This is a genomic window from Variovorax sp. 350MFTsu5.1 (assembly GCF_048302515.1).
Classification (GTDB): Bacteria; Pseudomonadota; Gammaproteobacteria; order Burkholderiales; family Burkholderiaceae_C; genus Variovorax; species Variovorax guangxiensis.
Genome location: NZ_CP157620.1, coordinates 1918657 through 1941493 on the forward strand (window position 1 = coordinate 1918657; position 22837 = coordinate 1941493).

26 protein-coding genes are annotated in these 22837 nt (G+C 67.5%); 19 read left to right on the forward strand and 7 right to left on the reverse strand.

The window, feature by feature from the left end:
• Window positions 1-34 precede the first annotated feature (34 nt).
• Complete coding sequence (gene purM / locus ABL843_RS08415; RefSeq protein ID WP_418119562.1) at window positions 35-1075, reverse strand: phosphoribosylformylglycinamidine cyclo-ligase; 1041 nt, start codon at window positions 1073-1075, stop codon at window positions 35-37.
• Window positions 1076-1213: 138 nt separating this feature from the next.
• On the opposite strand from purM, the gene hda reads away from it, so the two are divergent.
• The 5 genes from hda to ABL843_RS08440 all read left to right on the forward strand — a co-directional run bounded on the left by hda (window position 1214) and on the right by ABL843_RS08440 (window position 5960).
• Window positions 1214-1900: a DnaA regulatory inactivator Hda gene (hda, locus tag ABL843_RS08420; RefSeq protein WP_301506698.1), complete on the forward strand. Its 687-nt coding sequence runs from the start codon at window positions 1214-1216 to the stop codon at window positions 1898-1900.
• Between the two features lie 27 nt (window positions 1901-1927).
• A complete protein-coding gene (gene pcnB, locus ABL843_RS08425; RefSeq protein ID WP_184635626.1) occupies window positions 1928-3547 on the forward strand; it encodes a polynucleotide adenylyltransferase PcnB in 1620 nt (539 codons plus the stop codon).
• A gap of 158 nt (window positions 3548-3705) precedes the next feature.
• The gene (gene folK, locus ABL843_RS08430; RefSeq protein ID WP_184636721.1) at window positions 3706-4164 is read left to right on the forward strand and encodes a 2-amino-4-hydroxy-6-hydroxymethyldihydropteridine diphosphokinase; all 459 of its coding nucleotides are present in this window, start codon (window positions 3706-3708) and stop codon (window positions 4162-4164) included.
• A gap of 126 nt (window positions 4165-4290) precedes the next feature.
• On the forward strand, window positions 4291-4935 hold the full coding sequence (locus ABL843_RS08435; protein ID WP_126022731.1) for a DUF47 domain-containing protein: 645 nt from the start codon (window positions 4291-4293) through the stop codon (window positions 4933-4935).
• A gap of 14 nt (window positions 4936-4949) precedes the next feature.
• Window positions 4950-5960: an inorganic phosphate transporter gene (locus tag ABL843_RS08440; RefSeq protein WP_126022732.1), complete on the forward strand. Its 1011-nt coding sequence runs from the start codon at window positions 4950-4952 to the stop codon at window positions 5958-5960.
• Between the two features lie 6 nt (window positions 5961-5966).
• Here ABL843_RS08440 and ABL843_RS08445 read toward each other — a convergent pair whose 3' ends face one another.
• The gene (locus tag ABL843_RS08445; RefSeq protein ID WP_184635628.1) at window positions 5967-6413 is read right to left on the reverse strand and encodes a TM2 domain-containing protein; all 447 of its coding nucleotides are present in this window, start codon (window positions 6411-6413) and stop codon (window positions 5967-5969) included.
• Window positions 6410-6934, reverse strand: coding sequence for an N-acetyltransferase family protein (locus ABL843_RS08450; RefSeq protein WP_418119563.1), 525 nt, complete (start codon window positions 6932-6934; stop codon window positions 6410-6412). Before ABL843_RS08450 ends, ABL843_RS08445 begins: the two co-directional genes overlap by 4 nt.
• Before the next feature lie 178 nt (window positions 6935-7112).
• On the opposite strand from ABL843_RS08450, the gene rpsP reads away from it, so the two are divergent.
• The 8 genes from rpsP to ABL843_RS08490 all read left to right on the forward strand — a co-directional run bounded on the left by rpsP (window position 7113) and on the right by ABL843_RS08490 (window position 13287).
• Window positions 7113-7376, forward strand: a complete 264-nt coding sequence (gene rpsP, locus ABL843_RS08455) for a 30S ribosomal protein S16 (protein WP_028259818.1) — start codon at window positions 7113-7115, stop codon at window positions 7374-7376.
• Between the two features lie 15 nt (window positions 7377-7391).
• Complete coding sequence (rimM, locus tag ABL843_RS08460) at window positions 7392-7946, forward strand: ribosome maturation factor RimM (RefSeq protein WP_418119564.1); 555 nt, start codon at window positions 7392-7394, stop codon at window positions 7944-7946.
• A 17-nt stretch (window positions 7947-7963) separates the two neighbouring features.
• On the forward strand, window positions 7964-8710 hold the full coding sequence (gene trmD / locus ABL843_RS08465; RefSeq protein ID WP_418119565.1) for a tRNA (guanosine(37)-N1)-methyltransferase TrmD: 747 nt from the start codon (window positions 7964-7966) through the stop codon (window positions 8708-8710).
• Window positions 8711-8809: 99 nt separating this feature from the next.
• Window positions 8810-9190: a 50S ribosomal protein L19 gene (gene rplS, locus ABL843_RS08470; RefSeq protein ID WP_026346370.1), complete on the forward strand. Its 381-nt coding sequence runs from the start codon at window positions 8810-8812 to the stop codon at window positions 9188-9190.
• Window positions 9191-9330: 140 nt separating this feature from the next.
• Window positions 9331-10074 carry a CoA pyrophosphatase gene (locus ABL843_RS08475; RefSeq protein WP_418119566.1) on the forward strand — a complete coding sequence of 248 codons (744 nt, stop codon included), beginning with the start codon at window positions 9331-9333 and terminating at the stop codon, window positions 10072-10074.
• Window positions 10075-10126: 52 nt separating this feature from the next.
• Window positions 10127-11128 carry a CobD/CbiB family protein gene (locus ABL843_RS08480; protein WP_126022740.1) on the forward strand — a complete coding sequence of 334 codons (1002 nt, stop codon included), beginning with the start codon at window positions 10127-10129 and terminating at the stop codon, window positions 11126-11128.
• Window positions 11129-11143: 15 nt separating this feature from the next.
• Window positions 11144-12247, forward strand: coding sequence for a histidinol-phosphate transaminase (hisC, locus tag ABL843_RS08485; RefSeq protein ID WP_418119567.1), 1104 nt, complete (start codon window positions 11144-11146; stop codon window positions 12245-12247).
• On the forward strand, window positions 12244-13287 hold the full coding sequence (locus tag ABL843_RS08490; RefSeq protein WP_418119568.1) for a hypothetical protein: 1044 nt from the start codon (window positions 12244-12246) through the stop codon (window positions 13285-13287). The genes hisC and ABL843_RS08490 overlap by 4 nt, the downstream gene beginning before the upstream one ends.
• 18 nt (window positions 13288-13305) lie before the next feature.
• On the opposite strand, the gene rsgA is transcribed toward ABL843_RS08490, so the two are convergent.
• The 3 genes from rsgA to ABL843_RS08505 are packed head-to-tail and all read right to left on the reverse strand — an operon-like array spanning window position 13306 to window position 15918.
• The gene (gene rsgA / locus ABL843_RS08495) at window positions 13306-14256 is read right to left on the reverse strand and encodes a ribosome small subunit-dependent GTPase A (RefSeq protein WP_126022744.1); all 951 of its coding nucleotides are present in this window, start codon (window positions 14254-14256) and stop codon (window positions 13306-13308) included.
• A gap of 12 nt (window positions 14257-14268) precedes the next feature.
• The gene (locus tag ABL843_RS08500) at window positions 14269-14622 is read right to left on the reverse strand and encodes a 4a-hydroxytetrahydrobiopterin dehydratase (protein ID WP_369659201.1); all 354 of its coding nucleotides are present in this window, start codon (window positions 14620-14622) and stop codon (window positions 14269-14271) included.
• A gap of 33 nt (window positions 14623-14655) precedes the next feature.
• The gene (locus ABL843_RS08505; protein WP_126022746.1) at window positions 14656-15918 is read right to left on the reverse strand and encodes a M48 family metallopeptidase; all 1263 of its coding nucleotides are present in this window, start codon (window positions 15916-15918) and stop codon (window positions 14656-14658) included.
• Window positions 15919-15977: 59 nt separating this feature from the next.
• Between ABL843_RS08505 and orn the strand changes: the two genes are divergently transcribed.
• Both orn and ABL843_RS08515 read left to right on the forward strand, forming a co-directional pair.
• Window positions 15978-16574, forward strand: coding sequence for an oligoribonuclease (gene orn, locus ABL843_RS08510; protein WP_126022748.1), 597 nt, complete (start codon window positions 15978-15980; stop codon window positions 16572-16574).
• 259 nt (window positions 16575-16833) lie between these two features.
• Window positions 16834-18690 (forward strand): DEAD/DEAH box helicase, encoded by a 1857-nt coding sequence (locus tag ABL843_RS08515; RefSeq protein WP_418119569.1) that lies wholly within the window; start codon window positions 16834-16836, stop codon window positions 18688-18690.
• Window positions 18691-18872: 182 nt separating this feature from the next.
• Here ABL843_RS08515 and ABL843_RS08520 read toward each other — a convergent pair whose 3' ends face one another.
• A complete protein-coding gene (locus ABL843_RS08520; RefSeq protein ID WP_221297381.1) occupies window positions 18873-19280 on the reverse strand; it encodes a YybH family protein in 408 nt (135 codons plus the stop codon).
• 71 nt (window positions 19281-19351) lie between these two features.
• Between ABL843_RS08520 and ABL843_RS08525 the strand changes: the two genes are divergently transcribed.
• The 4 genes from ABL843_RS08525 to ABL843_RS08540 all read left to right on the forward strand — a co-directional run bounded on the left by ABL843_RS08525 (window position 19352) and on the right by ABL843_RS08540 (window position 22837).
• The gene (locus tag ABL843_RS08525; protein WP_418119570.1) at window positions 19352-19714 is read left to right on the forward strand and encodes a winged helix-turn-helix transcriptional regulator; all 363 of its coding nucleotides are present in this window, start codon (window positions 19352-19354) and stop codon (window positions 19712-19714) included.
• Window positions 19715-19969: 255 nt separating this feature from the next.
• Window positions 19970-21043: an NAD/NADP-dependent octopine/nopaline dehydrogenase family protein gene (locus ABL843_RS08530; protein WP_126022752.1), complete on the forward strand. Its 1074-nt coding sequence runs from the start codon at window positions 19970-19972 to the stop codon at window positions 21041-21043.
• Window positions 21033-22040 carry a 3-hydroxybutyryl-CoA dehydrogenase gene (locus ABL843_RS08535; RefSeq protein WP_418119571.1) on the forward strand — a complete coding sequence of 336 codons (1008 nt, stop codon included), beginning with the start codon at window positions 21033-21035 and terminating at the stop codon, window positions 22038-22040. The genes ABL843_RS08530 and ABL843_RS08535 overlap by 11 nt, the downstream gene beginning before the upstream one ends.
• A complete protein-coding gene (locus ABL843_RS08540) occupies window positions 22037-22837 on the forward strand; it encodes an alpha/beta fold hydrolase (protein WP_418119572.1) in 801 nt (266 codons plus the stop codon). Before ABL843_RS08535 ends, ABL843_RS08540 begins: the two co-directional genes overlap by 4 nt.

Consider the following 22837-nt stretch of genomic DNA (forward strand, 5'->3'; position numbering starts at 1 on the left):
GTTCTTCGAAAAAAGTGGACGCAGCGGCCGGCGGTCAGCCGACGACCACGGCCGCGCCTTCGCCGCGCTCGGCGATCACGCCGATCTCGTGCACCGTCTCGCCGGCAGCGCGCAGCGTGGCGGCGCAGGCAACGGCTTCGGCGGCGTCGATGACCACCACCATGCCGATGCCGTTGTTGAAGGTGCGGTTCATCTCGATGTCGTCGATGCCGGCCACCTTCTGCAGCCAGGCGAACAGCTCGGTCTGCGGCCAGCTGCCCTTCTTGAGGTGGGCGGCCGTGCCTTCGGGCAGCACGCGCGGGATGTTCTCGAGCAGGCCGCCGCCGGTGATGTGGGCCAGCGCCTTGATCGGGTGCTTGCCCAGCGCCTCGAGCACCGGCTTCACGTAGAGGTGGGTGGGCTCCATCACGGCTTCGCGGAAGGGCTTGCCGTCGAGGGTGGCGGGCAGGTCGCTGCCGGCGCGTTCGATCACCTTGCGCACCAGGCTGAAGCCGTTGGAGTGCACGCCGGCCGAGGCCAGGCCCAGCACCACGTCGCCGGGCTTGACGTTCTGGCCCGTGAGGATCTTCGACTTCTCGACCGCACCGACCGCGAAGCCTGCCAGATCGTATTCGCCGGCCGGGTACATGCCGGGCATCTCGGCCGTCTCGCCGCCGATGAGCGCGCAGCCCGAGAGCTCGCAGCCGCGGGCGATGCCGCCGACGACCGCAGCGGCCGTGTCCACGTCGAGCTTGCCGCAGGCGAAGTAGTCGAGGAAGAAGAGGGGCTCGGCGCCCTGCACCAGCACGTCGTTGACGCTCATGGCCACCAGGTCGATGCCGACCGTGTCGTGCATGTTCCATTCGAAGGCCAGCTTGAGCTTGGTGCCCACGCCGTCGGTGCCGCTCACGAGCACCGGCTCCTTGTAGCGCTTGGGCACCTCGAACAGGGCACCGAAGCCGCCGATGCCGGCCAGCACGCCTTCGCGCAGGGTTTTCTTCGCCAGCGGCTTGATGCGGTCGACCAGGGCGTCGCCTGCATCGATGTCGACGCCGGCGTCCTTGTAGCTGAGCGGGGTGGGCGTGGAGGAGGTCATGGGTGGTCGGTGTCGGGAAGGACGCGAAAGGACGTGAAGGGTGGGGCGGAAGGGGCGCCGGCAACCATGGTGGCCGGGCCGATAGAATTCCCGATGATTTTAAGGGCCCCCGCGGCCCCCTCCATGAACCTTCCCGGGATGAAACAGCTCGCGCTCGATATCGGCATTGCGACGGGCCCCAGCTTCGACGCCTTTTTCGCCGGCCCCAACGAGGCGGCTCTGCGGCACCTGCAAGTGTGGGTGGGCGGCGCCGGCAGCCCTGCGCTGCACTCGCCGGTGCCCACCTACCTGTGGGGCGACGGCGGCAGCGGCAAGACCCATCTGCTCGAATCGGTGCGTGTCGCACTGCGCGAGCAGGGCGCCAGCGTGGGCTGGCTGCACGCCGGTCTGCTGGAGCCGCCCGAGTTCGACGAGCGCTGGGGCGCCGTCCTGCTCGACGACGTGCACCTCTACACCGCCGTGCAGCAGCACGCGGCCTTCAACTGGTTCGTCAACGCCCAGACGCTGCAGCGCGGCGTGGTCGCCGCCGGCGCATTGCCGCCGGCCGACCTGCCGCTGCGCGAGGACCTGCGCACCCGCCTCGGCTGGGGCCATGTGTTCCACATGCAGGTGCTCAGCGAAAGCGAACGCCGCGCGGTGCTGCGCCAGGCCGCCGACGCGCGCGGCGTGATGCTGTCTGACGACGTGCTCGACTACATGCTGCACCGCTTCAGCCGCGACCTCGGCAGCCTGATGGAACTGCTCACGCAGCTCGACGGCTACGCACTGCAGACGCAACGCGCGATCACCATTCCGCTGATCCGCTCCATGCTCGAGAACGAATAGAAGAGCGAACAAGGCTTCCAACAACAAATGATCAAGAAATTCATCGACAAGCTGCTCGGCAAGGGTGCCGGCGGCACGCAGGGCAAGAGCCGCTTCGGCAAGCGCCAGGAGGTGCCGGCCGAGGTCCACGGAATCGATCCGGCCCTGGTCGACGAGCGTGCGAAGAACGTGGTGACGACGCTTCAGCAGGCAGGCTACGAAGCCTATGTGGTGGGCGGCGCGGTGCGCGACCTGCTGCTGGGCCTGCGCCCCAAGGACTTCGACGTGGCCACCAACGCCACGCCGGAGCAGGTGAAGGCGCTGTTCCGCCGCGCCTTCATCATCGGACGGCGCTTCCGCATCGTGCACGTGGTGTACGGCCGCGGGCGCGAGCACGAGGTGATCGAGGTCTCGACCTTCCGCGCCTACATGGACAACGCCGCCGCCGAGCAGGTGGCCGGCAACGAGCGCACCAGCAAGGGCGAGCTCGCGAGCATGAAGCACGCGGTGGACGCCAGCGGCCGCGTGCTGCGCGACAACGTCTGGGGCCCGCAGGAAGAAGACGCCGCGCGCCGCGATTTCACCGTGAACGCCATGTACTACGACCCGGCCAACCAGGTGGTGGTGGACTATCACAACGGCATCAAGGACGCCCAGAAGCTCACCCTGCGCATGATCGGCGACCCGGCCACGCGCTACCGCGAAGACCCGGTGCGCATCATCCGCGCCATCCGCTTCTCGGCCAAGCTCGCGGCCCTGGGCTTCAAGCTGGAGGCCAAGACGGCCGCCCCGCTGGTCGAGTCGAGCAAGCTGCTGGCCGACGTGCCGCAAAGCCGCCTCTTCGACGAGATGCTCAAGCTGCTGCAGACGGGCCACGCCATCGCCACGGTCGAGCAGCTCAGGAAGCTCGGCCTGGCCCGCGGCATCTATCCGCTGCTCGACGTGGTGGTGGAACGCGCCGACCAGCCCTTCGTGAAGGCCGCCCTACAGGACACCGATCGCCGCGTGGGCGAGGGCAAGCCCGTCGCGCCCAGCTTCCTGCTGGCTTGCGTGCTCTGGGCCGACGTGCGCGACGGCTGGGCCCAGCGCCAGGAAGGCCGCAACGGCCAGCGCGCGCAGCCGCCGTTCCCGGCGCTGCAGGACGCCATCGACGACGTGTTCAATGCGCGCATCGGCGACGTGTCGGGCCGCGGCAAGCTCGCGGCGGACATGCGCGAGATCTGGATGATGCAGCCGCGCTTCGACAAGCGCACCGGCTCCACGCCCTATAGCCTGGTCGAGCAGGCGCGCTTTCGCGCCGCCTTCGACTTCATGCGCCTGCGCGCCGACGTGGGCGAGGTGAGCGAAGCCATCGCCGAGTGGTGGCAGGAATTCAGCACCGCCGACGACGTGCGCCGCACCGATCTGCTGGAGCAGGTGCGCGAGGAGCAGAAGGTGCGCCAGCGCGTGCGGGTGCGCGAGACGCCCCAGCCCCCGAAGCCGCGCGGCGAGCCGGCGGGACGCCGCGCCGCCGATGCGGGCCGGAATGACGAGGGCGACGAGGTCGAGACCGCGGCCGTGCCGCCCGATGGGGAAGCCGTGGCGCCGCGCAAGCGCCGGCGTCGGCGCAAGCCGCGCACCGGAGGTGGCGGCGGTGGTGAGGGCGGCGCAAGCGCTGCAGGCGCATGACGGACAAGCCCGACCGGCCCAGGGGCGACGGCAGGAAAGGGAGCGCGCCCCGTGCTCCCTCAGGCAAGCGCACTGCCACGCCCCCCGCGAAGCGCGCTCCGGCCCGGCCTTCAGGCGGCGCTCCATCTGCGCGCCGTCCGAGGGAGGACTACCCGACCGTGCAGGCCTTCATCGCCATCGGCGCCAACCTGGGCGACGCCCAGGCGGCGGTGAAGGCGGCCATGGAGGCCATTGGCGCCATCGAGCGCACCGTGGTCACGGCGCGCTCGTCGCTGTACCGCAGCGCGCCCATCGAATCCTCGGGGCCCGACTACATCAATGCCGTGGTGGCGGTGCGCACCGGCCTGACGGCCGAGGCATTCCTTTCGGAGCTGCAGCTGCTCGAAGAGCAGGCCGGCCGCGAGCGGCCCTTTCCCAACGCGCCGCGCACGCTCGACCTCGACCTGCTGATGCACGGCAATTCGGTCAAGGACACACCCAAGCTGAGCCTGCCCCATCCCCGCATGCGGGAGCGGGCCTTCGTGCTCAAGCCGCTGGCCGAAATCGCCCCCGACAAGGTGCCGCGCGCGGCGCTGGCGCGGGTTTCGGACCAGGTCATCGAGCGCATCCGCGGCTGACCGGCGCCGGGCGAGAGCCCGCCCAGCCGGCCCGGTACCGCCCTCCCGGTACACTTGCACGGTTTTTCATCACGCTGTCACACGCTTGTGGCAGGCAAGTCCCGAGATCCCAGGAGAGCGCCACCCATGTTCGGCAAGCTGCTGCCCCGCGAGGGGAATTTTTTTGAGATGTTCAACCAGCACGCCGAGCGCATCGTCGAGGCGGCGCGGGCGTTCGAGCAACTGGTGACCAACTACAGCGACGTGCACCTGCGCGAGCAGTACAACCGCGACGTCGACAACGCCGAGCGCGCCGCCGACCGCGTGACGCACGACGTCAACCGGCTGATCCACAAGACTTTCATCACGCCCATCGACCGCGAGCAGATCCACAAGCTCATCAACACGATGGACGACGTGGCCGACCTGATCCAGGACTCGGCCGAGACCATGGCGCTGTACGACGTGCGCCACATGACCGAGGAAATCGTGCGCCTCACCTCGCTGAGCGTGAAGTGCTGCGACCGCCTGAAGGACGCCGTGAAGTTCCTCGGCCGCATCGCCGACCCGGCCGTGGCCGAGGCCACCCTCAAGACCTGCGAGGAGATCGACCGCCTCGAGTCCGACGCCGACCGTGTGATGCGCAGCGCCATGAGCAAGCTGTTCCGCGAGGAGCCCGACGTGCGCGAGGTGATCAAGCTCAAGGCGATCTACGAGCTGCTGGAGACGATCACCGACAAGTGCGAGGACGTGGCCAACGTGATCGAGGGCATCGTCCTCGAGAATTCGTAAGCGGGCAGCGACCGATGGCAACGGTTCAGGTCGCCCTCTGGGTGGTTGTGGTGCTGGTCGCTCTGGCGATCCTGTTCGACTTCATGAACGGATTCCACGACGCCGCCAATTCGATTGCGACGGTGGTCTCCACCGGGGTGCTCCGGCCGGGGCAGGCCGTGGTCTTCGCGGCCTTCTTCAACCTGGTCGCGATCTTCATCTTTCATCTGAGCGTGGCCGCCACGGTGGGCAAGGGCATCGCCCAGCCCGGGGTGGTCGACGTGCACGTGGTGTTCGGCGCGCTCGTCGGCGCCATCAGCTGGAACCTCGTGACCTGGTACTACGGCATTCCGAGCAGCTCGTCGCATGCGCTGATCGGCGGCATCGTGGGCGCCGTGATCGCCAAGACCGGCACCAGCGGCCTCGTCGCCTCCGGCATCTGGAAGACGGTGGCGTTCATTTTTGTCTCCCCGCTGCTGGGCTTCCTGCTGGGCTCGCTGATGATGGTCGTGGTGGCCTGGGGCTTCCGCCGCGCCACTCCGTCGCGCATCGACCGCTGGTTCCGCCGGCTGCAGCTGGTCTCGGCCGGCGCCTACAGCCTGGGCCACGGCGGCAACGACGCGCAGAAGACCATCGGCATCATCTGGATGCTGCTGATCGCCACGGGCTACGCTTCCGCCGGCGAATCGGCGCCTCCGAACTGGGTCATCGTGAGCTGCTATGCCGCGATCGCGCTGGGCACCATGTTCGGCGGCTGGCGCATCGTGAAGACCATGGGCCAGAAGATCACCAAGCTCAAGCCCGTGGGCGGCTTCTGCGCCGAAACCGGCGGCGCGCTGACCCTGTTCCTGGCCACCGCGCTGGGCATTCCGGTGTCGACCACCCACACCATCACCGGCGCGATCGTCGGCGTGGGTTCCACGCAGCGCGCGAGCGCGGTGCGCTGGGGCGTGGCGGGGAACATCGTCTGGGCCTGGATCTTCACGATCCCGGCTTCGGCGTTCGTGGCGGCTATTGCTTACTGGATCAGCATGCAGCTGTTCTGACGGCGGCTACTGCGAAATCTTCCGCCCCTCTTCGATCTGGTGCTCGAAGTAGCGCTGGAAGCTGAAGACGATGCTGGCCATCAGGATCGTGCTGCCGAAGAAGAGGGCCAGCACGACGGCGCCGATGGTGAACCAGTTGGTGCGGCCGGGTTCGGCATCCGCCGGGGCGCTGGCGTTGAAGCGGGCGTTCCACTTCTCGGGCGTCATGAGGCCGTAGACGATGGCCATCAGCGCGCAGCCGGCGATGGTGAAGCCCAGCAGCGGGATCAGCGCCCAGCTCAGGCCGTCGTCCACGCCGTACATGCGCACGCGCTCGATGCCGTAGACGCCCAGCGCGGTGGGAATGGGCAGCAGCCAGCCGAGCCAGTCGCCCATGCCGCGCAGGTAGAAACGGTGCAGCCCCAGGGGGCCGCCGAGGAAGGAAAGCCAGGCGGCAACGGTCTTGTTTTTCATTCGGGTCTGGTGGTGCTGCCTTCGCCGAGCACCTTTTCCATCAATACGACGTCGCGCCATTCGCCGAACTTCCAGCCACAGTCCTTCAGCACGCCGACGTGCGAGAAGCCCTGGCTGCGATGCACGCCGATGGAGCCCGCGTTGGCCGAGTCGCCGATCACCGCGATCAGCTTGCGCACGCCCGCTGCCTCGGCTGCCTGCGACAGCGCCGCCAGCAGCTTGGCGCCCAGACCCTTGCCGCGTGCTGACTCCGACACGTAGATCGAGTCTTCTGCAGAGAAACGGTATGCGGGGCGTGGCTTGAACCAGTTGCAGTAGGCAAAACCCAACACTTTTCCGTCTTCCTCGGCAACCAGGTACGGCAGGTTCCTGGAGAGCACGTCCGCGCGGCGGGCGGCCATGTCGCCGGGGGAGGGAGGCTCTGTCTCGAAGGTGCCGGTGCCGTGCAGCACGTGGTGGGCGTAGATGGCCGTGACGGCCGCGATGTCTGCTTCGGTGCAGGGGCGGATGGCGAGGGGCATGCGGGTGAAACGGATGGCGTGAGGCCGGAATTCGGACAAAAACGCGGGTCGGGCTATAATCGCGGGCTTTTCAGCGTGTCGCTGGCCGGGTGGCCAGTCGCGTGTCTCGACGCTGGAAGAACATTGTGAGCGGGCCTTTTCCAATCCACGAGGCCTGCTGACCACCCAAGGATAAATCATGGTCGTCATTCGACTCTCCCGCGGCGGCTCCAAAGGCCGTCCGTTCTTCAACATCGTCGTGTCGGACAAGCGCGTTCGCCGCGATGGCCGTTTCATCGAGCGTCTGGGCTTCTACAACCCGATCGCCAAGGAAAACGAAGAAAGCATCCGTATCGCCCAGGACCGCCTGGCGTACTGGAAGAGCGTCGGCGCACAAGCTTCGCCGACCGTTCTGCGCCTGATCAAGCAAGCTGCAGCCGCAGCTCCCAAGGCGGCCGCCTAAGCCGCCCGCACGGCGATGCTCCCCGCACTCGAAGCCGCCGAATTGCCGGCGGATGCGATCGAAGTAGGGCGCATCGCCGATGCCTGGGGCATCAAGGGCTGGTTCAAGGTCCTGCCCCACAGCGCCCAGCCCGAGGCGCTCTTCTCATCGAAGCGCTGGTTCCTGCAGGCTCCCGGAGCCTCGGCGAGCACAGCCTTCCGGCTCGCGATCCGCGAAGCCAAGGAACATTCCGACTGCATCGTCGCCACGTCCGTGGACGTGCCCGACCGCAACGCCGCCGAGGCGCTGCGCGGCGCGCGCGTGTTCGTGCCGCGCTCCAGCTTTCCGACGGCCGGCGACGACGAGTACTACTGGGTCGACCTGATCGGCCTGTCCGTGGTCAACCGCGAAGGAGTGGCGCTCGGCACGGTGCGCGAGCTGCTCGCAACGGGCCCGCAGACCACTCTGGTGCTTGCCGCCGAGGAAGGCGGCAAGGCCATCGAGCGGATGGTGCCCTTCGTCTCGGCTTTCGTCGACAAGGTCGACTTGTCCGGGCGCCTCATCTCCGTCGACTGGCAGCCGGACTACTGACCGGCGCCCCGCGCGGCATGCGCTTCGACGTTCTCACGCTCTTTCCCGAACTTTTCGCGCCCTTCATGGCCAGCGGCGTGACGCGCCGCGCCTACGAGTCGAAGCAGGTCGAAGTGGTGCTGTGGAATCCGCGCGACTTCGCGCAGGGCAACTACAAGCGCGTGGACGACCGGCCGTTCGGCGGCGGTCCCGGCATGGTCATGATGGCCGAGCCGCTGTCCGACTGCCTCGACGCGGCGCTGGCCGCGCGTGGAACCGAAGCGCCGGTCATCCTGTTTTCTCCCACCGGCGAGGTGCTGCGGCATGAGGTGGTCGAGCGCTGGTCGGCAAGCGAGGGCGCCGTGCTGGTGTGCGGCCGCTACGAGGGCATCGACCAGCGTTTCATCGATGCGCGCGTCACCCACCAGATCAGCCTTGGCGATTTCGTGCTTTCCGGTGGCGAGATCGCGGCCATGGCGCTGCTCGATGCGGTGGCGCGGCTGCAGCCGGGCGTGCTCGGGGACGAGGCCAGCCATGTGCAGGACAGCTTCAATCCGGCACTCGACGGTCTCCTCGACTGCCCGCATTACACGCGGCCCGAGCAATGGAACGGGCAGGGCGTGCCGGCGCCGTTGCTCTCGGGCCATCACGCGCAGATCGAGCGCTGGCGGCGCGACCAGCGCCTTGCCATCACGGCCGGGCGGCGCCCCGAGCTCATCGACGCGGCCCGTGCGGCGGGACGTCTTGGCAAGGCCGATGAGGCCGCGCTGAAAAAAAAGCTATAATCCCGGGTTCCTCGATCCTCTGTCCGGCCGCGCCCGGTCTTCCCATGGAAGCCAAAGGCGCCTTTTGTGTAGCCCGGCACGATCGAATTTCAGGAAATCATGAACCTCATCCAGACCCTCGAGCAGGAAGAAATCGCCCGTCTCGGCAAGACCATCCCCGAATTCATGCCCGGTGACACGGTCATCGTCAGCGTGAACGTCGTCGAAGGCACCCGCAAGCGCGTGCAGGCCTACGAAGGCGTCGTGATCGCCAAGCGCAACCGTGGCCTGAACAGCGGCTTCACCGTTCGCAAGATCTCCAGCGGCGAAGGCGTGGAGCGTACCTTCCAGACCTACAGCCCGCTGATCGCCGGCATCGAAGTCAAGCGCCGTGGCGATGTGCGCCGCGCCAAGCTGTACTACCTGCGCGACCGCAGCGGCCGCTCGGCACGCATCAAGGAAAAGCTGCCGAGCAAGTCGACGGCTGCGACGGCCGCGTAAAGCAGCCTTCCTGTCGTGCAAGAAAAGCCGCCGTTCTGGCGGCTTTTTGCGTTGTTGCCCCCGCTCAACGACAACTTTCCGTTTTTCCGCTCTACTTCCGTTCTGTTTCACTCAACCCCGACCCCGGTACCTTTCATCTCTTGACCAACTCATCCATTTCCCCGCAGGCCGCCTCCGCCGAAATCGTCAACGCCGTGGCGCCGCCCACGCTGATGCAATTCGACCCGCGCAAGGTGCCCTTCGTGGCTGGTGAGGTCGAGGGACTGCTGCCGGTGGCTGTGGAGCAGCTGACGGCACAGGCGCTGCGCACGCGTTTTGCCACCCCCCCCGTCTGGACGCCCGAGTTGTGCCGCGAGCCGCGCATGACCGATCGCGTTCCGGCCCAGGCTGCAGTGCTGGTGCCGATCGTGCAGCGTCCGGAGGGTGCGACCGTGCTGCTCACCGAGCGAACCTCGAACCTGTCGACCCACTCGGGCCAGGTCGCCTTTCCCGGCGGCCGCGTCGATCCGGAAGACGCCAACATCGCCGCCGCCGCCTTGCGCGAAGCCTGGGAGGAAGTCGGCCTCTCGGCCCGATACATCGAGGTGCTCGGCAGCCTGCCGACGTACACGACCGTGACCTCCTTTATCGTGACGCCGGTTGTCGCGCTGGTGCAGCCCGATTTCGAGCTGACCATCAACCCCTACGAGGTTGCCGATGCCTTCGAGGTGCCGCTCGCCTGGCTGATGGATCCGGCCAATCATCGTCACCACACCGTGCCAGCACCCGACGGCACCCGGCGCCAGTGGTACTCCATGCCTTACCAGGACGGCACGGACGAGCGCTTCGTGTGGGGCGCGACCGCCGGCATGCTGCGCAATCTCTACCGTTTTCTGGCGGCTTGAGCCCAGCCTGAATGCGGCCTGAACCTTCAGGCGCTCTCGCTATCATCGAAGGATGAGCTTTTTTGCCATCCTGTGCGCGCTGCTGATCGAGCAGGTGCGGCCGCTGGGCCCGCACAACCCCGTGTACGGCGCGGTGCTTGCGTGGACGCGCTGGACCAGCCGCAACTTCGACGCGGGCAAGCCGCATCACGGATGGATCGCATGGGGGCTCGCTGTATTCGTGCCCACGATTGGCGCACTCGGCGTGCACTGGCTTCTGGTACTTACGCTCGGCCTTCCTTTCGCGGTGCTCTGGAGCATCGCGGTGCTCTACGTCACGCTGGGCTTCCGGCAGTTCAGCCACCATTTCACCGACATCCGCGACGCGCTCGACGAAGGCGACGAGCCCCTGGCGCGCTCGCTGCTGGCGCACTGGCAGGGTGTCGACGCGGCAGATCTGCCGCGCAGCGAGATCGTGCGCCACGTCATCGAGCATTCAGTGATCGCCGCGCACCGCCACGTGTTCGGCGTGCTCGCATGGTTCTCGATCATCGCGGCTGTCGGCCTCGGGCCCGCAGGCGCCGTGTTCTACCGGATGAGCGAGTTCGTCTCGCGCTACTGGGCACACAAGAACGGCGCCGCGGTCCAGCCTTCCAGTGTTTCGGTGCAAGAGGCCGCGGACCGCGCCTGGCACGCCATCGACTGGCTGCCCGCGCGCATCACTGCGCTTGGCTTCGCGGTGGTCGGCAGCTTCGAGGAAGCGATCGACTGCTGGCGCAACGACGCGCAACGCTTTCCCAACGAGAACGACGGGGTGATCCTCGCGGCCACCTCGGGAGCGGTCAATGTGCGTCTGGGCGGCGGCTCGCTGCGGCCGATCCCGGTTGCCGACCCGTTGCCGCGCGCCCAGGCCGGTGAATCGCTGGCCGATGGCCGCCGCACCGACAGCGGCAGCACGCCGGGCCGCGAACCCGAGCCAGGGCATCTGCGCAGCGTCGTGGGCCTTGTCTGGCGCTCGGTGGTGATGTGGATGGTGCTGCTGGCCCTGCTGACCCTGGCTCGCCTGCTCGGCTGAGCGAAGGCCGAAGCCATGACCCAGCAACAGCAGCAGCCGGTACCGGCCTTCTGGAGCCCCCGGATCGCCGCGCTCGAGCCCTATGTGCCCGGCGAGCAGCCGCGCATCGCGAACCTCGTCAAGCTCAACACCAACGAGAACCCGTATCCGCCATCGCCGGTTGCGGTGGAAGCCATCCGCCGCGCCGCCGAAGACGGCCTGGAGCGCTACCCGGATCCCACCTCGCTCGCGCTGCGCGAGGCCGTCGCCCGCCGGCATGGCCTGGAGCCCGGCGAGGTCTTCGCCGGCAATGGTTCCGACGAGGTGCTCGCGCACGCCTTCTTCGCGTTCTTCCAGCAGGCCGCCCCCCTGCTGATGCCGGACGTGAGCTACAGCTTCTACAGGGTCTATGCGCAGCTCTACGGCATTGCCTGCGAGCAGCAGCCCGTGGACGAGGGCCTGGGCATCGACATCGATGCACTCGCGGTTCGTGCGCGCCGGGGGTGCGCGGGCATCGTCATCGCGAATCCGAACGCGCCGACGGGCATCGGACTGCCGCTGTCGCGCATCGAGCAATTGCTCGAAGCCTGCCCCGATCGCGTGGTATTGGTCGATGAGGCGTATGTCGACTTCGGTGGCGAGAGCGCGCTGCCGCTGATCCGCGAGTACCCCAACCTGCTCGTGGTCCAAACCCTCTCGAAGTCGCGCGCATTGGCCGGCTTGCGCGTGGGCTTTGCCTGCGGGCAGGCGCACCTGATCGACGCCCTGGTCCGCGTCAAGGACAGCTTCAATTCGTACCCGCTCGACCGGCTGGCCTCGGCGGGCGCCGTCGCCGCGCTCGAGGACGAAGCCTGGTTCCGCGAGGCCTGCGGCAAGATCGTCGACACCCGCGAGGGCCTGACCCTCCAGCTCGAGGACCTGGGCTTCGAAGTGCTGCCCTCGCAGACCAACTTCGTCTTCGCGCGCCACCCGAAGCGCGATGCGGCCGAACTGGCCGCCTCGCTGCGCGAGCGCGCAGTGCTGGTGCGGCACTTCAGGCAGCCGCGCATCGCGCAGTACCTGCGCATCAGCATCGGTACGCGGGAGCAATGCAGCGTGCTCGTGCAGCGGCTGCAGGACATCCTCGACTCGACTCCATGAAAGATTCCCAACCCATGCCGGTCCAGGACTCCGATCCGCGCGCCGAGGCTTGCGCCGCCTTCTGGGAGGCCGTGAGCACCCGGCTCGAAAGCCTGCGGGCCTTGCCTGCCCGTGAGCTGATGGAGGGGCTGAACCAGCTGCTGGAGCCCCATTTCCCGAGGCTGGCGGCCGAGGTGGCCGGCGATCCGCCCGTCTTCAAGCTCGTGCTGACCGCCCATGGCTCGGTGGACGACTTCGAGGACCTGATGATGCTGGTGCAGTCCAGCCCCAGGCTGCCGCGTGTGGAGGTGGAAGCCTTCCGCCAGCGCGCGAGCGATGGCTTCGGCATGCGCATGAACAACTTCGAACTGGCGAGCTCCGAGGTGCTGGTCAAGCATGAGCCCTACCGCGGGCGGGTGGCGCTGGAGATCGGCTTCGCCAAGCCGATCCCGATGGACATGCAGGACCACGCACGCCACATGAGCCTCATCATGCTCGACCACATCCTGGGCGAGTACGACTTCGCTGTGAAGGTGGGCGCGGTCGATTACGTGGAGGCCGATGCGCAGGCTGGTTTCAAGGGCGTGCCGCTCGACGATTTCGTCCCCCTGTTCGACGCCTGCTGGCGGGACGAACTGGGCCACACCGGCGTGTTCGCGCCGGGCGAGCATGCCTGGTCGGGCGTGAGCGCGACGCGCACGGCCGAGGACGGCCGCGAGATCGAGATGATCGTGATGCGCAACGACAGCGCCACTGCGCTGGTGGGCCGTGCCGACCTGTGCCATCGCCTGTCCGTGGCGGTTCCGGTCGAATCGGGCGAGGAGCTGGAAGAGGCTCGCGGCTATGAAGACCGGCTGACGGCGCGGCTGCAGGTGCACGAGGCCGGCTGCTGCACTCACGTGGTGCTGGAGGAGGGCGTGCGCACCATCCACTTCCAGGTGACCGATCCGGACAGCGCGATCACGCAGGCTCAATCGCTGCAGGACGACATGGATCTGGCTGCGACGATGGAACTGGTCTTCGACCCGACCTGGCAGTCGTACCGGGTCTGGCTCGGCTGAGCCTGCGGTCGGCTGCGCTCAGTAGCGCTTCTGGCTGAGTTCTTCGAACAGTTCGCCGTAGATCCTGTAGCGGCTCGCGCTGATGGCGCCCGGCACGTCGGCGGTTTCCACGTTCGCGATCACGCCGCAGCCCGGCTCGTGCAGGTGCGTGCAGTTGTAGAACTTGCAGTCGCCTGCGTGCTCGGCGATGTCCGGCATGAGGCTGGCGAGCTGCATCGGCGCGATGTGGTTCAGGCCGAATTCCTGGAAGCCCGGCGAATCGATCAGGCCGGTGGTGCGGGCCTCGTCGATCCAGTACCAGGTGGTGCTCGTGGTGGTGTGCTTGCCGGAGTTGAGCGCCTGCGAGATTTCCTGCGTCAGCACGGCCGCGCCAGGCACCAGCAGGTTGGTCAGCGTGCTCTTGCCCGAGCCGGACGGGCCCAGTACCAGGGTGGACTTGCCGGCAAGCAGCTTCATCAGCGAGGCGCGGTCCGCCTCCGCCGAAGCCTTCAGCGACAGCGGCAGCACGCCGTGGTGCATGCGTCGATAGGGCGCCAGCCTGGCCCAGGCGCGCTCGAAGGGCTCGACCAGGTCGCTCTTGTTCAACGCGATGATCGGCGCGATGCGCTCGGCCTCGGCGGCGATCAGCGCCCGGGCCAGCTGGTGTTCGGAAAACTCCGGCTCGGCCGCGATCAGGATCAGCACATGGTCGAGATTGGCCGCGAATGACTTGGTGCGGATCTCGTCCTGGCGGTAGAAGAGATTGCGCCGCGGCAGCACCTGCTCGATGGTGCCTTCGTCCTCGCTGGCCTGCCAGTGGACGCGGTCGCCGACCACGGCCTGGCTCTTCTTGCCGCGCGGATGGCAGATCAGCCGTTCGCCTGCGGGTGTTTCGACGAGGCAGTGGCGCCCGTGGCTGGCGACGACGAGGCCTTCGTGGAGTGCCTTCGCAGCGGCGGCTGCGGGCGCGGCGCGGCCGGGCTTAGCCAAGAGCGCCTTCCATCAGGCGGCGGGCGCGGCGCCGACCAGCGCGTCGGCCTGGCGGGCGCAGTCGAAGTCGGTGGTCGACAGGCCGCCCACGTCGTGCGTGTTGAAGCGCACCACGCAGCGGTTGTAGTGCACCGACAGGTCGGGATGATGATCTTGCGTGTGCGCCACGAAGGCGAGGGCGTTCACGAAGGCGATGGTCTCGAAGTAGTTGGCGAAGCTGAAGGTCTTCTCGATGGCGACATCTGCGCCGTCGCCCGTGAGCCTCCAGCCGTCGAGGCGCGCCAGGCCCGAGACGATCTCGGTGGCGCTCAGCGCCTTGCGGGGAGGGAGGTTCTTCCAGTCCTTGGGCTTGAACATGCTGCTCATGATGGGCTTCTTCGAGTGAGGGGCGCGGCCGGGTCAGGCCGGGGCTGCCATGCGCGCGAGGCGCTCGGAGGCCGGGGGATGCGAATAGTAGAACTTGACGAACACCGGGTCGGGCGTGAGCGTCGAAGCGTTGTCCTGGTAGAGCTTGAGCAGGGCGGCCGACAGGTCGGCGCCGCTGGTCTGGGCCACCGCGTAGGCGTCGGCCTCGAACTCGTGCTTGCGCGACAGCAGCGCGGGCAGCGGCGCCACGAAGAAGCCGAACACCGGCACGGCGAGCATGAACAGCAGCAGCGCCAGCGCGCTGTTGGGCGCCGTCATGTTGGGCTGCACGCCCAGGCCGGCATAGAACCAGACCTGCGTCGACACCCAGCCCAGCAGGGCGAAACCAGCCAGGCTCAGCGCGAACATCGCAATCAGCCGCTTGACGATGTGACGGTGCTTGAAGTGCCCCAGCTCGTGCGCGAGCACTGCTTCGACCTCGCCGGCATTCAACTGGCGCAGCAGCGTGTCATAGAACACCACGCGCTTGCTGGCGCCGAAGCCGGTGAAGTAGGCGTTGGCATGGGCGCTGCGCGTGCTGCCGTCCATCACGAACAGGCCCTTGGCCGCGAAGCCGCAGCGCTTCATGAGGGCCGTTACGCGTTCCTTGAGCGTGGGGTCGTCCAGCGGCTGGAACTTGTTGAACAACGGCGCGATGAAGGTCGGGTAGATCAGCATCAGCAGGAGGTTGAAGCCCATCCAGGCGCCCCAGGCCCACAGCCACCACAGCTGGCCGGCTGCGCCCATGAGCCAGAGGATCAGGGCGGCGATGGGCAGTCCGATCACCGCGCCCAGGAGCGTGGACTTGAGGGTGTCCGCCAGCCAGAGCTTCCAGGTCATCTTGTTGAAGCCGAAGCGCTCCTCGAGCCTGAAGGTCTGCCAGAGCGTGAAGGGCAGCTCGAGCAGCCCGCCGATGGCCGCGAAGGCTGCCAGCAGCACCAGTTGCTGCACCATGCCGCCGCCGATCCAGCCCAGCAGGAGCTTGTTGAGCAGGTCAAGTCCGCCGAGCAGGGTCCAGCCGAGCAGCAGCGCCGCGCTCCATGCCATCTCGACCAGGCCGAATCGCGCCTTGGCGATCGTGTAGTCGGCCGCCTTCTGGTGCGCGGCGAGGGTGATGGTCTGCGCGAAGGCTGCAGGGACGGTGCCGCGGTGCTGCGCCACGTGGCGGACCTGTCGCGTGGCCAGCCAGAACTTCACGAGCAGGCCCGCGACGATCGCGGCCGCGAAAGCGATGGTGAAGATGAGCGAATAGGACATGGATCGGCGAGTTTAGCCCTCGCTATCCGGGGCCGCAGCCCTTCGACGACAATCCTGCGATGCCTGAATCCCTTGACCCGACGCCCTCCGCAGCCGCCCCGACCCTGAAGAAAAGCGACCAGAACCTGGTCTGGCTGGACTGCGAAATGAGCGGTCTGGACCCCGAGAAAGAGCGCCTGCTCGAAATCGCCGTGGTCGTGACCGGCCCCGACCTCACGCCCCGCATCGACGGCCCCGTGCTCGTCATCCACCAGAGCGACGCCGTGCTCGACGGCATGGACGCCTGGAACAAGGGAACCCATGGCCGCAGCGGGTTGATCGACAAGGTCAAGGCATCGACCCTCGACGAGGCCGCCGCCGAGCAGCAGCTGCTGGAATTCATCGCAAAGTACGTTCCGCGCAGCGGCTCGCCCATGTGCGGCAACACCATCGGACAGGACCGACGGTTCCTCGTCAAGTACATGCCCAAGCTCGAGGCGTACTTCCACTACCGCAACCTCGACGTGAGCACGCTGAAGGAACTGGCCAAGCGCTGGAAGCCGGCGGCCTACAACGCCTTCAAGAAGCAGCAGGCCCACACGGCGCTGGCCGACGTGCACGAATCCATCGAGGAGCTGGCGCACTACCGAGAAACCTTCCTGCGCCTGGCAGATTGAGTGAGGCACGGAATTAGGTAAAAACCCGAATCCGTGCCATAATCGCAGGCTTCGCTGGCCGGGCGGGCAAATTTGAGCCCGGTGAGCGTTTCTCGCATCTCCCTATCTTGCACACCGCGCCCGATCGCAGCATCTGCTGATCAAAAAGGGCCGCAGCCCCGGGCACCCGCCCGGAGTTGAATGTCGTTGGATGGTTGATGTTTTTAACCACCCAACGGGGCGCCGTCTACGGCGGCGCTCGCGTTTGAGATTGAAATTCATGACCGACGCTTTTGAAGCGCAGGGCGAGTTCGCGCCTGTGCAATCCGCTACCCACAACGAATTCACCGCCGCCACGGACACCGTGTCCGAGGCTCCCATCCTCGAAGCGCTGGACGGCGCCGCTCCCGAAGCAGCCACAGCCGAGGAACCGAGCGTGCCCAACGGCTTCGCCAAGCTGGGCCTCGCTCCCGAACTGATCGCCGCCGTCGCGGACATGGGCTTCACCCAACCCACCGCCGTGCAGGAAAAGGTCGTTCCCATCGCCATGGGCGATCAGGACGGCGCAGCCAAGTCGACGCGCTTCGTCGACCTGATGGTCTCCAGCCAGACCGGTTCGGGCAAGACCGCAGCCTTCCTGCTGCCCGTGCTGCACACCCTCATCAAGCGCCAGGCCGAAGCCGAGGCCGCGGCCCGGGCCGAGTTCCAGCGCCTGGCCGAAGAGGCCGCCGCCCGCGGCGAAGCCCCGCCCAAGAAGCCGAAGCGCAAGGACCCGACCAACGCCCGCAACTTCAAGGCCGCCACGCCCGGCGCCCTGGTGCTGTGCCCCACGCGCGAACTCGCGCAGCAGGTTGCGCACGACGCCATCGACCTGGTGCGCCACTGCCGCGGCCTGCGCATTGCGAACGTGGTGGGCGGCATGCCCTACCAGCTCCAGATCGCCCGCCTGCAGAACGCCGACCTCGTGGTCGCCACGCCGGGCCGCCTGCTCGACCTGCAGCGCTCGATGCAGATCAAGCTCGACCAGGTCAAGTTCCTGGTGGTCGACGAGGCCGACCGCATGCTCGACCTGGGCTTTGCCGACGATCTGGCCGAGATCAACCAGCTCACCATCGAGCGCCAGCAGACCATGATGTTCAGCGCCACCTTCGCGCCGCGCATCCAGCAGCTGGCTGCCCGCGTGATGCGCGAGCCGCAGCGCGTGACCATCGACAGCCCGCAGGAAAAGCACGCCAACATCAAGCAGGTGCTGTTCTGGGCCGACAACGCCCAGCACAAGCGCAAGCTGCTCGACCACTGGCTGCGCGACACCAGCATCAACCAGGCCATCGTGTTCGCTAGCACGCAGGTCGAGTGCGACGGCCTCGCCAACGACCTGCAGCAGGACGGCTTCAGCGCCGTCGCGCTGCACGGCGCCCTGAGCCAGGGCCTGCGCAACCGCCGCCTGATGGCGCTGCGCAACGGCCAGGTGCAGATCCTGGTGGCCACCGACGTGGCTGCGCGCGGCATCGACGTGCCGACCATCACCCACGTCTTCAACTTCGGCCTGCCGATGAAGGCCGAGGACTACACCCATCGCATCGGCCGCACCGGCCGCGCGGGCCGCGACGGCATCGCCGTCACCTTCGCGGAATTCCGCGATCGCCGCCGGATCATGGACATCGAGCACTACAGCCGCCAGCAATTCAAGGCCGAGGTGATCCCCGGCATGGAACCGCAGCAGCGCATGCCGCAGTCGCGCCCTGATTTCGGTGGCCGCGGCGGCCGCGACGGTCACTCGCGCGACCGCAAGTTCGGCGGTGGCGGCGGCTACCGTGGCGGCAATGGCGGCGGCTATGCCGGCGCCAGCGGCTTCAACGACCGCAACTCGCGCGGCCCCGGTGCATCGGGCTCGCGTGGTGGCTATCAGGGCCAGAACGCCGGTTTCGGCGGCGGCCGTGACGAAGGCGGCAACGGCGGCGGCTATGGCCGCAAGCCGGGCTGGGGCGACAGCGCTCCGCGCGGCGGCCACGGTCACGGCGGCGGCCGCGGCGACGGCGGTTTCGCGCCCCGCGGCAATGGCGCCGGCCATGGCGGCCCGGGCAAGGTGTTCGTGCCCCGCGATGCGCAAAAGCGCGCGTTCAAGCCCACCCGCTGATCCTTCCGGGAAACGCACCTGACGGCTGCGCCCTCTCATCCTTGCGAAAGCCCGCGTTCTCACGAGCGCGGGCTTTTTCGTTTTACGATGACTGGAGCGCCAAACTTCGTTGGTTTACGTCGCAGCCCGATACAGCAGGCTCATCAGTACGCCGTCGCCTTCGCTCCGGCAGCAGCGGGACGCTATGTCGCTTGCTTCGCCTGCGACACAGGTGGGAGGCTCGCTCCCACGGCGTGATCGATGGCATACAGCCAGCGGCCGTCCACCTGTTTTCTCACGAGCTCAGCAGAGCTGCCGGAAACAACTATGGTGCCGTCGTTGTCAACCACATTCCAGTCAGCGCGCAGGAGTGCCAAGTCGCCGTGAGCGATACAGAAATGGTTGCGCGAGGTCATTCGGCCCGGTACCTGGAGTAGTTGCATCAGCGCTTTCTCGATGGATGCAAGCCCGGTTAGATCCACGCTGTCCCCATCCGTACGCAATACCGCGTCGGGTTCATAGAGTTGAAGCAGGTTCTCGATGCTGCGGCTGTTGAATGCCTCCGCAAATGCCGCGTTCATGTGCTCCGGTAATGTGATGGCGAATGCCATGGTGTCACTCCCTTCATTGAAATGGGGATGATGGATGGTCCGCCCTGTACTCACCAAACGGAAAGGCACGAATGAAAGTCCTCCCCATTAACGAACAGCGCCTCGATGTGCCCTCGCCTCGGCACTGCCTCCAATGTCCTGTCGAGGATTGGCTTGGTTTTCTTGGCCATCGCTGGAACGCACTGCTGCTGTGGCATTTGCAGGATGGCGCGCGGCGGCATAGTGAACTGGCGGCACTGCTCCCCGGCGTTTCGCCCAAGGTGTTGTCAGAACGATTGCAAGGATTGGAGGCGCGGGGATTGCTTGAGCGATTCCTGATCACTGGATTTCCGAGGGGCGTGGGCTACGGCTTGACATCGTTTGGCAAAGCGCTGGTGCCTGTCCTGAACCAGTTGGAAGTGTGGTCACGCCACTTCGATCATCCTGTCGCCTGAGGTGCCACTGTTCGACGTATCGGCGAGAAGTGCCGCTTGGCTCTTCAGCCTACACGCTGCCTTCCGTGCCGAATCACGACCATCCGCCTCCTTGTCGCGGACCGTTACTTCGGACCTTCCAGGTTTCCGAGCACGCGGACGCCCGTCGAATTTGATTGACACTTGAATCGATGAAAAGTAATGTAATGGCGCATCGCTTCCCCGGGGTCGTCGCTCGACTGCCGGTTCATCGACACCTGCTTTTCGACTTTCGACATGAAAATTGCGATTCTTGGGGGTGGTCATGGCGCCTACGCGGCTGCCGCGGACCTGTCTGAAACCGGTCATGAAGTGCGCCTGTGGCGCCGCGATGCCCAAGCGCTGCAGCCGTTGCTGCGCGCCGGCGCGATCACGCTGAAGGACGCCGACGGCTCGCGCGAGGTGCCCATCGCGCTCGCCACCGCCGACATCGGCGCCGCCATGCAGGGCGCCGAGTTGATCGTCATACCGACTCCTGCCATCGCCCAGCACGACATCGCGCTCGCGATGGCGCCGCACCTGGTCGACGGCCAGGTCGTCTTCCTGCCGCCGGGCACATTCGGCAGCTACGTGATGGCGCGCACCGTGAAGGATGCCGGCAGCCGCGCCGACGTGGCCTGGGCCGAAACCGGCACCTTGCCCTACCTGGCGCGCAAGCACGGCGAGCGCGAAGTCAACGTCACCATCCGCGCGATCCGCCTGCCGACCGGCGTCTATCCGGCCCGCAAGGAGGCGCAGGCCATCGAGGTGATCCGCAGGGCCTATCCGGCGGTGCATGGCTGCGGCGACGCGCTCTCGGGCGCGCTGATGAACGCGGGTCCCGTCATTCACCCGCCGCTGATGGTGATGAACGCCGCGCCGCTGCAGCACTTCGAGCGCTGGGACATCCACAACGAAGGCACGCAGCGCGCCGTGCGCGACGTGACCGACCGGCTCGACCAGGAGCGCATCGCGGTGCGCGAAGCCTTCGGGCAGGGCTCGCCGCACTATCCGCTGGCCGACCACTACAACAATGACCAGTGGATGTACGGCGACGCGCACAAGCAGCTCGTCAAGTCGGGCGACTGGCGCGAGAACATCGACCTGCACACGCACCGCTACATCACCGAGGACACCGAGCTCGGTCTCGCCTTCCTTGCCTCGGCCGCGCGCCATGCGGGCGTGGATGCACCCATCGCGCACGGCCTGCTTGCCATCGTCGGCGGCTTTCTGGGGCGCGACCTGCGGCGCGGCCCCCGCACCTTCGAGAGCCTGGGCTTCGCCGGCCTGAGTACCGCGCAGCTCAAGCAGAGGCTCCACGATGGTGAATGAAACCGCCTCGCTGCCTCGCTTCGCGGCCGTGGGCGCGGGCCGCATGGGGCGCGGCATCGCCATTGCTTTCGCGTATGCCGGCCACCGCATCTCGCTGATCGACCTGCGCCAGCGCACCGACGAGGCATGGGCGCGGCTGCGCGACGAAGCCAAGGCCGAGATCGACGCCAGCCTCTCGGGGCTCGCGCAGCTCGGCGTGATCGGCCAGTCGCAGATCGCCGACATCGCCGCGCGCGTCGATCTGGTCGATGCCGCTGCCGCCCCGCGGGCACTGGCCGCCGCCGAGCTCGTGTTCGAGGGCGTGCCCGAAACCATGGAAGCCAAGCGCGAAGCCTTCGATCAGCTCAACCGCCATTGCCGCGACGACGCGATCCTCACCTCGACCACCAGCAGCATCCTGGTGACGCAGCTCGCGTCACTGGTGCGGCTGCCGGGGCGCTTCCTCAACATGCACTGGCTCAACCCGGCCTACGTGATTCCCGTGGTCGAGCTCAGCTTCCACCCCGGTACCGACGCCACGGTGCTCGCTCGCACGAAGGCGCTGATGGAAGAGATCGGCAAGCTGCCCGTGGTCTGCGGCGCGTCGCCCGGCTATATCGTGCCCCGCCTGCAGGCGCTGGTGATGAACGAGGCCGCGCGGATGATCGAGGAGGGCGCCGCCACCGCGGAAGAAATCGACAAGGCCACGCGCTACGGCCTGGGCCTGCGTTTCGCGGCACTGGGCGTGGTGGAGTTCATCGACTTCGGCGGCTGCGACATCCTGCACCACGCGAGCCGCGAGATGTCGGCCTCGCTCGATGCGGGCCGCTACACCGCGCCGGCGATCGTCGGGAAGATGGTCGAGCAGGGCCGGCTCGGCCTCAAGAGCGGCAGCGGCTTCTACGACTACGAGGGCCGCGACGTCGCGGCCTACCGGCGCGACGTGCTCTCGCGCACGCTCGGCGAGCTGCGGCACGCGGGCCTGTGGCGTGCGCCTGCCGATCGGACCCTGTCATGACCAGCATCCGCCGCGCATTCGCCGACCTGTCGGTGGGGCAGGTGCACTACGCGGCATGCGGTGACCCGACGGCACCGGCCGTGCTGCTGCTGCACCAGTCGCCGCGCAGCTGGGCCGAATACCGCGCGGTGCTGCCGCTGATCGGCGCGCGCCGCAGGGCCATCGCGATGGATACGGCCGGCTTCGGCGACTCCGCCGACGGCGGCGTGCCGGCGAGCATCGAGCAATGGGCGCGCGTGGCCTGCGAGCTGCTCGATGCGCTCGGCATCGAGACGGTGGACGCGGTGGGGCATCACACCGGCGGCGTCATCGCGCTCGAGCTTGCAGCGGCGTTTCCACAGCGGGTTCGCCGCCTGGTGCTGTCGTCCACGCCGTACACCGACGAGACTTTTCGCAAGGCGCGTGCGCAGCGCCCGCCCATCGATGAAGTCGCACCGAGCGAAGACGGCACTCACCTCGCCGCGCTCTGGCAGAAGCGCCAGGGCTTCTATCCGACTGGCCGCCCCGAGTTGCTCGAAGCCTTCGTGCTCGATGCATTGAAGGTCGCGCGTGTCGAGGAAGGGCACCGTGCCGTGGCGTCGTACCGCATGGAAGAGCGAATCGGCCGCATCGCGCAGCCGGTGCTGATCGTGCGCGCGACCCACGACCCTTTCGCCGCTCCGCATGCCGCTGAGCTGCAGCACCACCTGCCGCAGGCGCGCATCGTCGACATCGAAGGCGGCATGGTGCCGCTGCCCGACCAGATGCCCGATGCCTTTGCTCGCACGGTGCTCGATTTTCTGGAGAAGCAGCCTTGA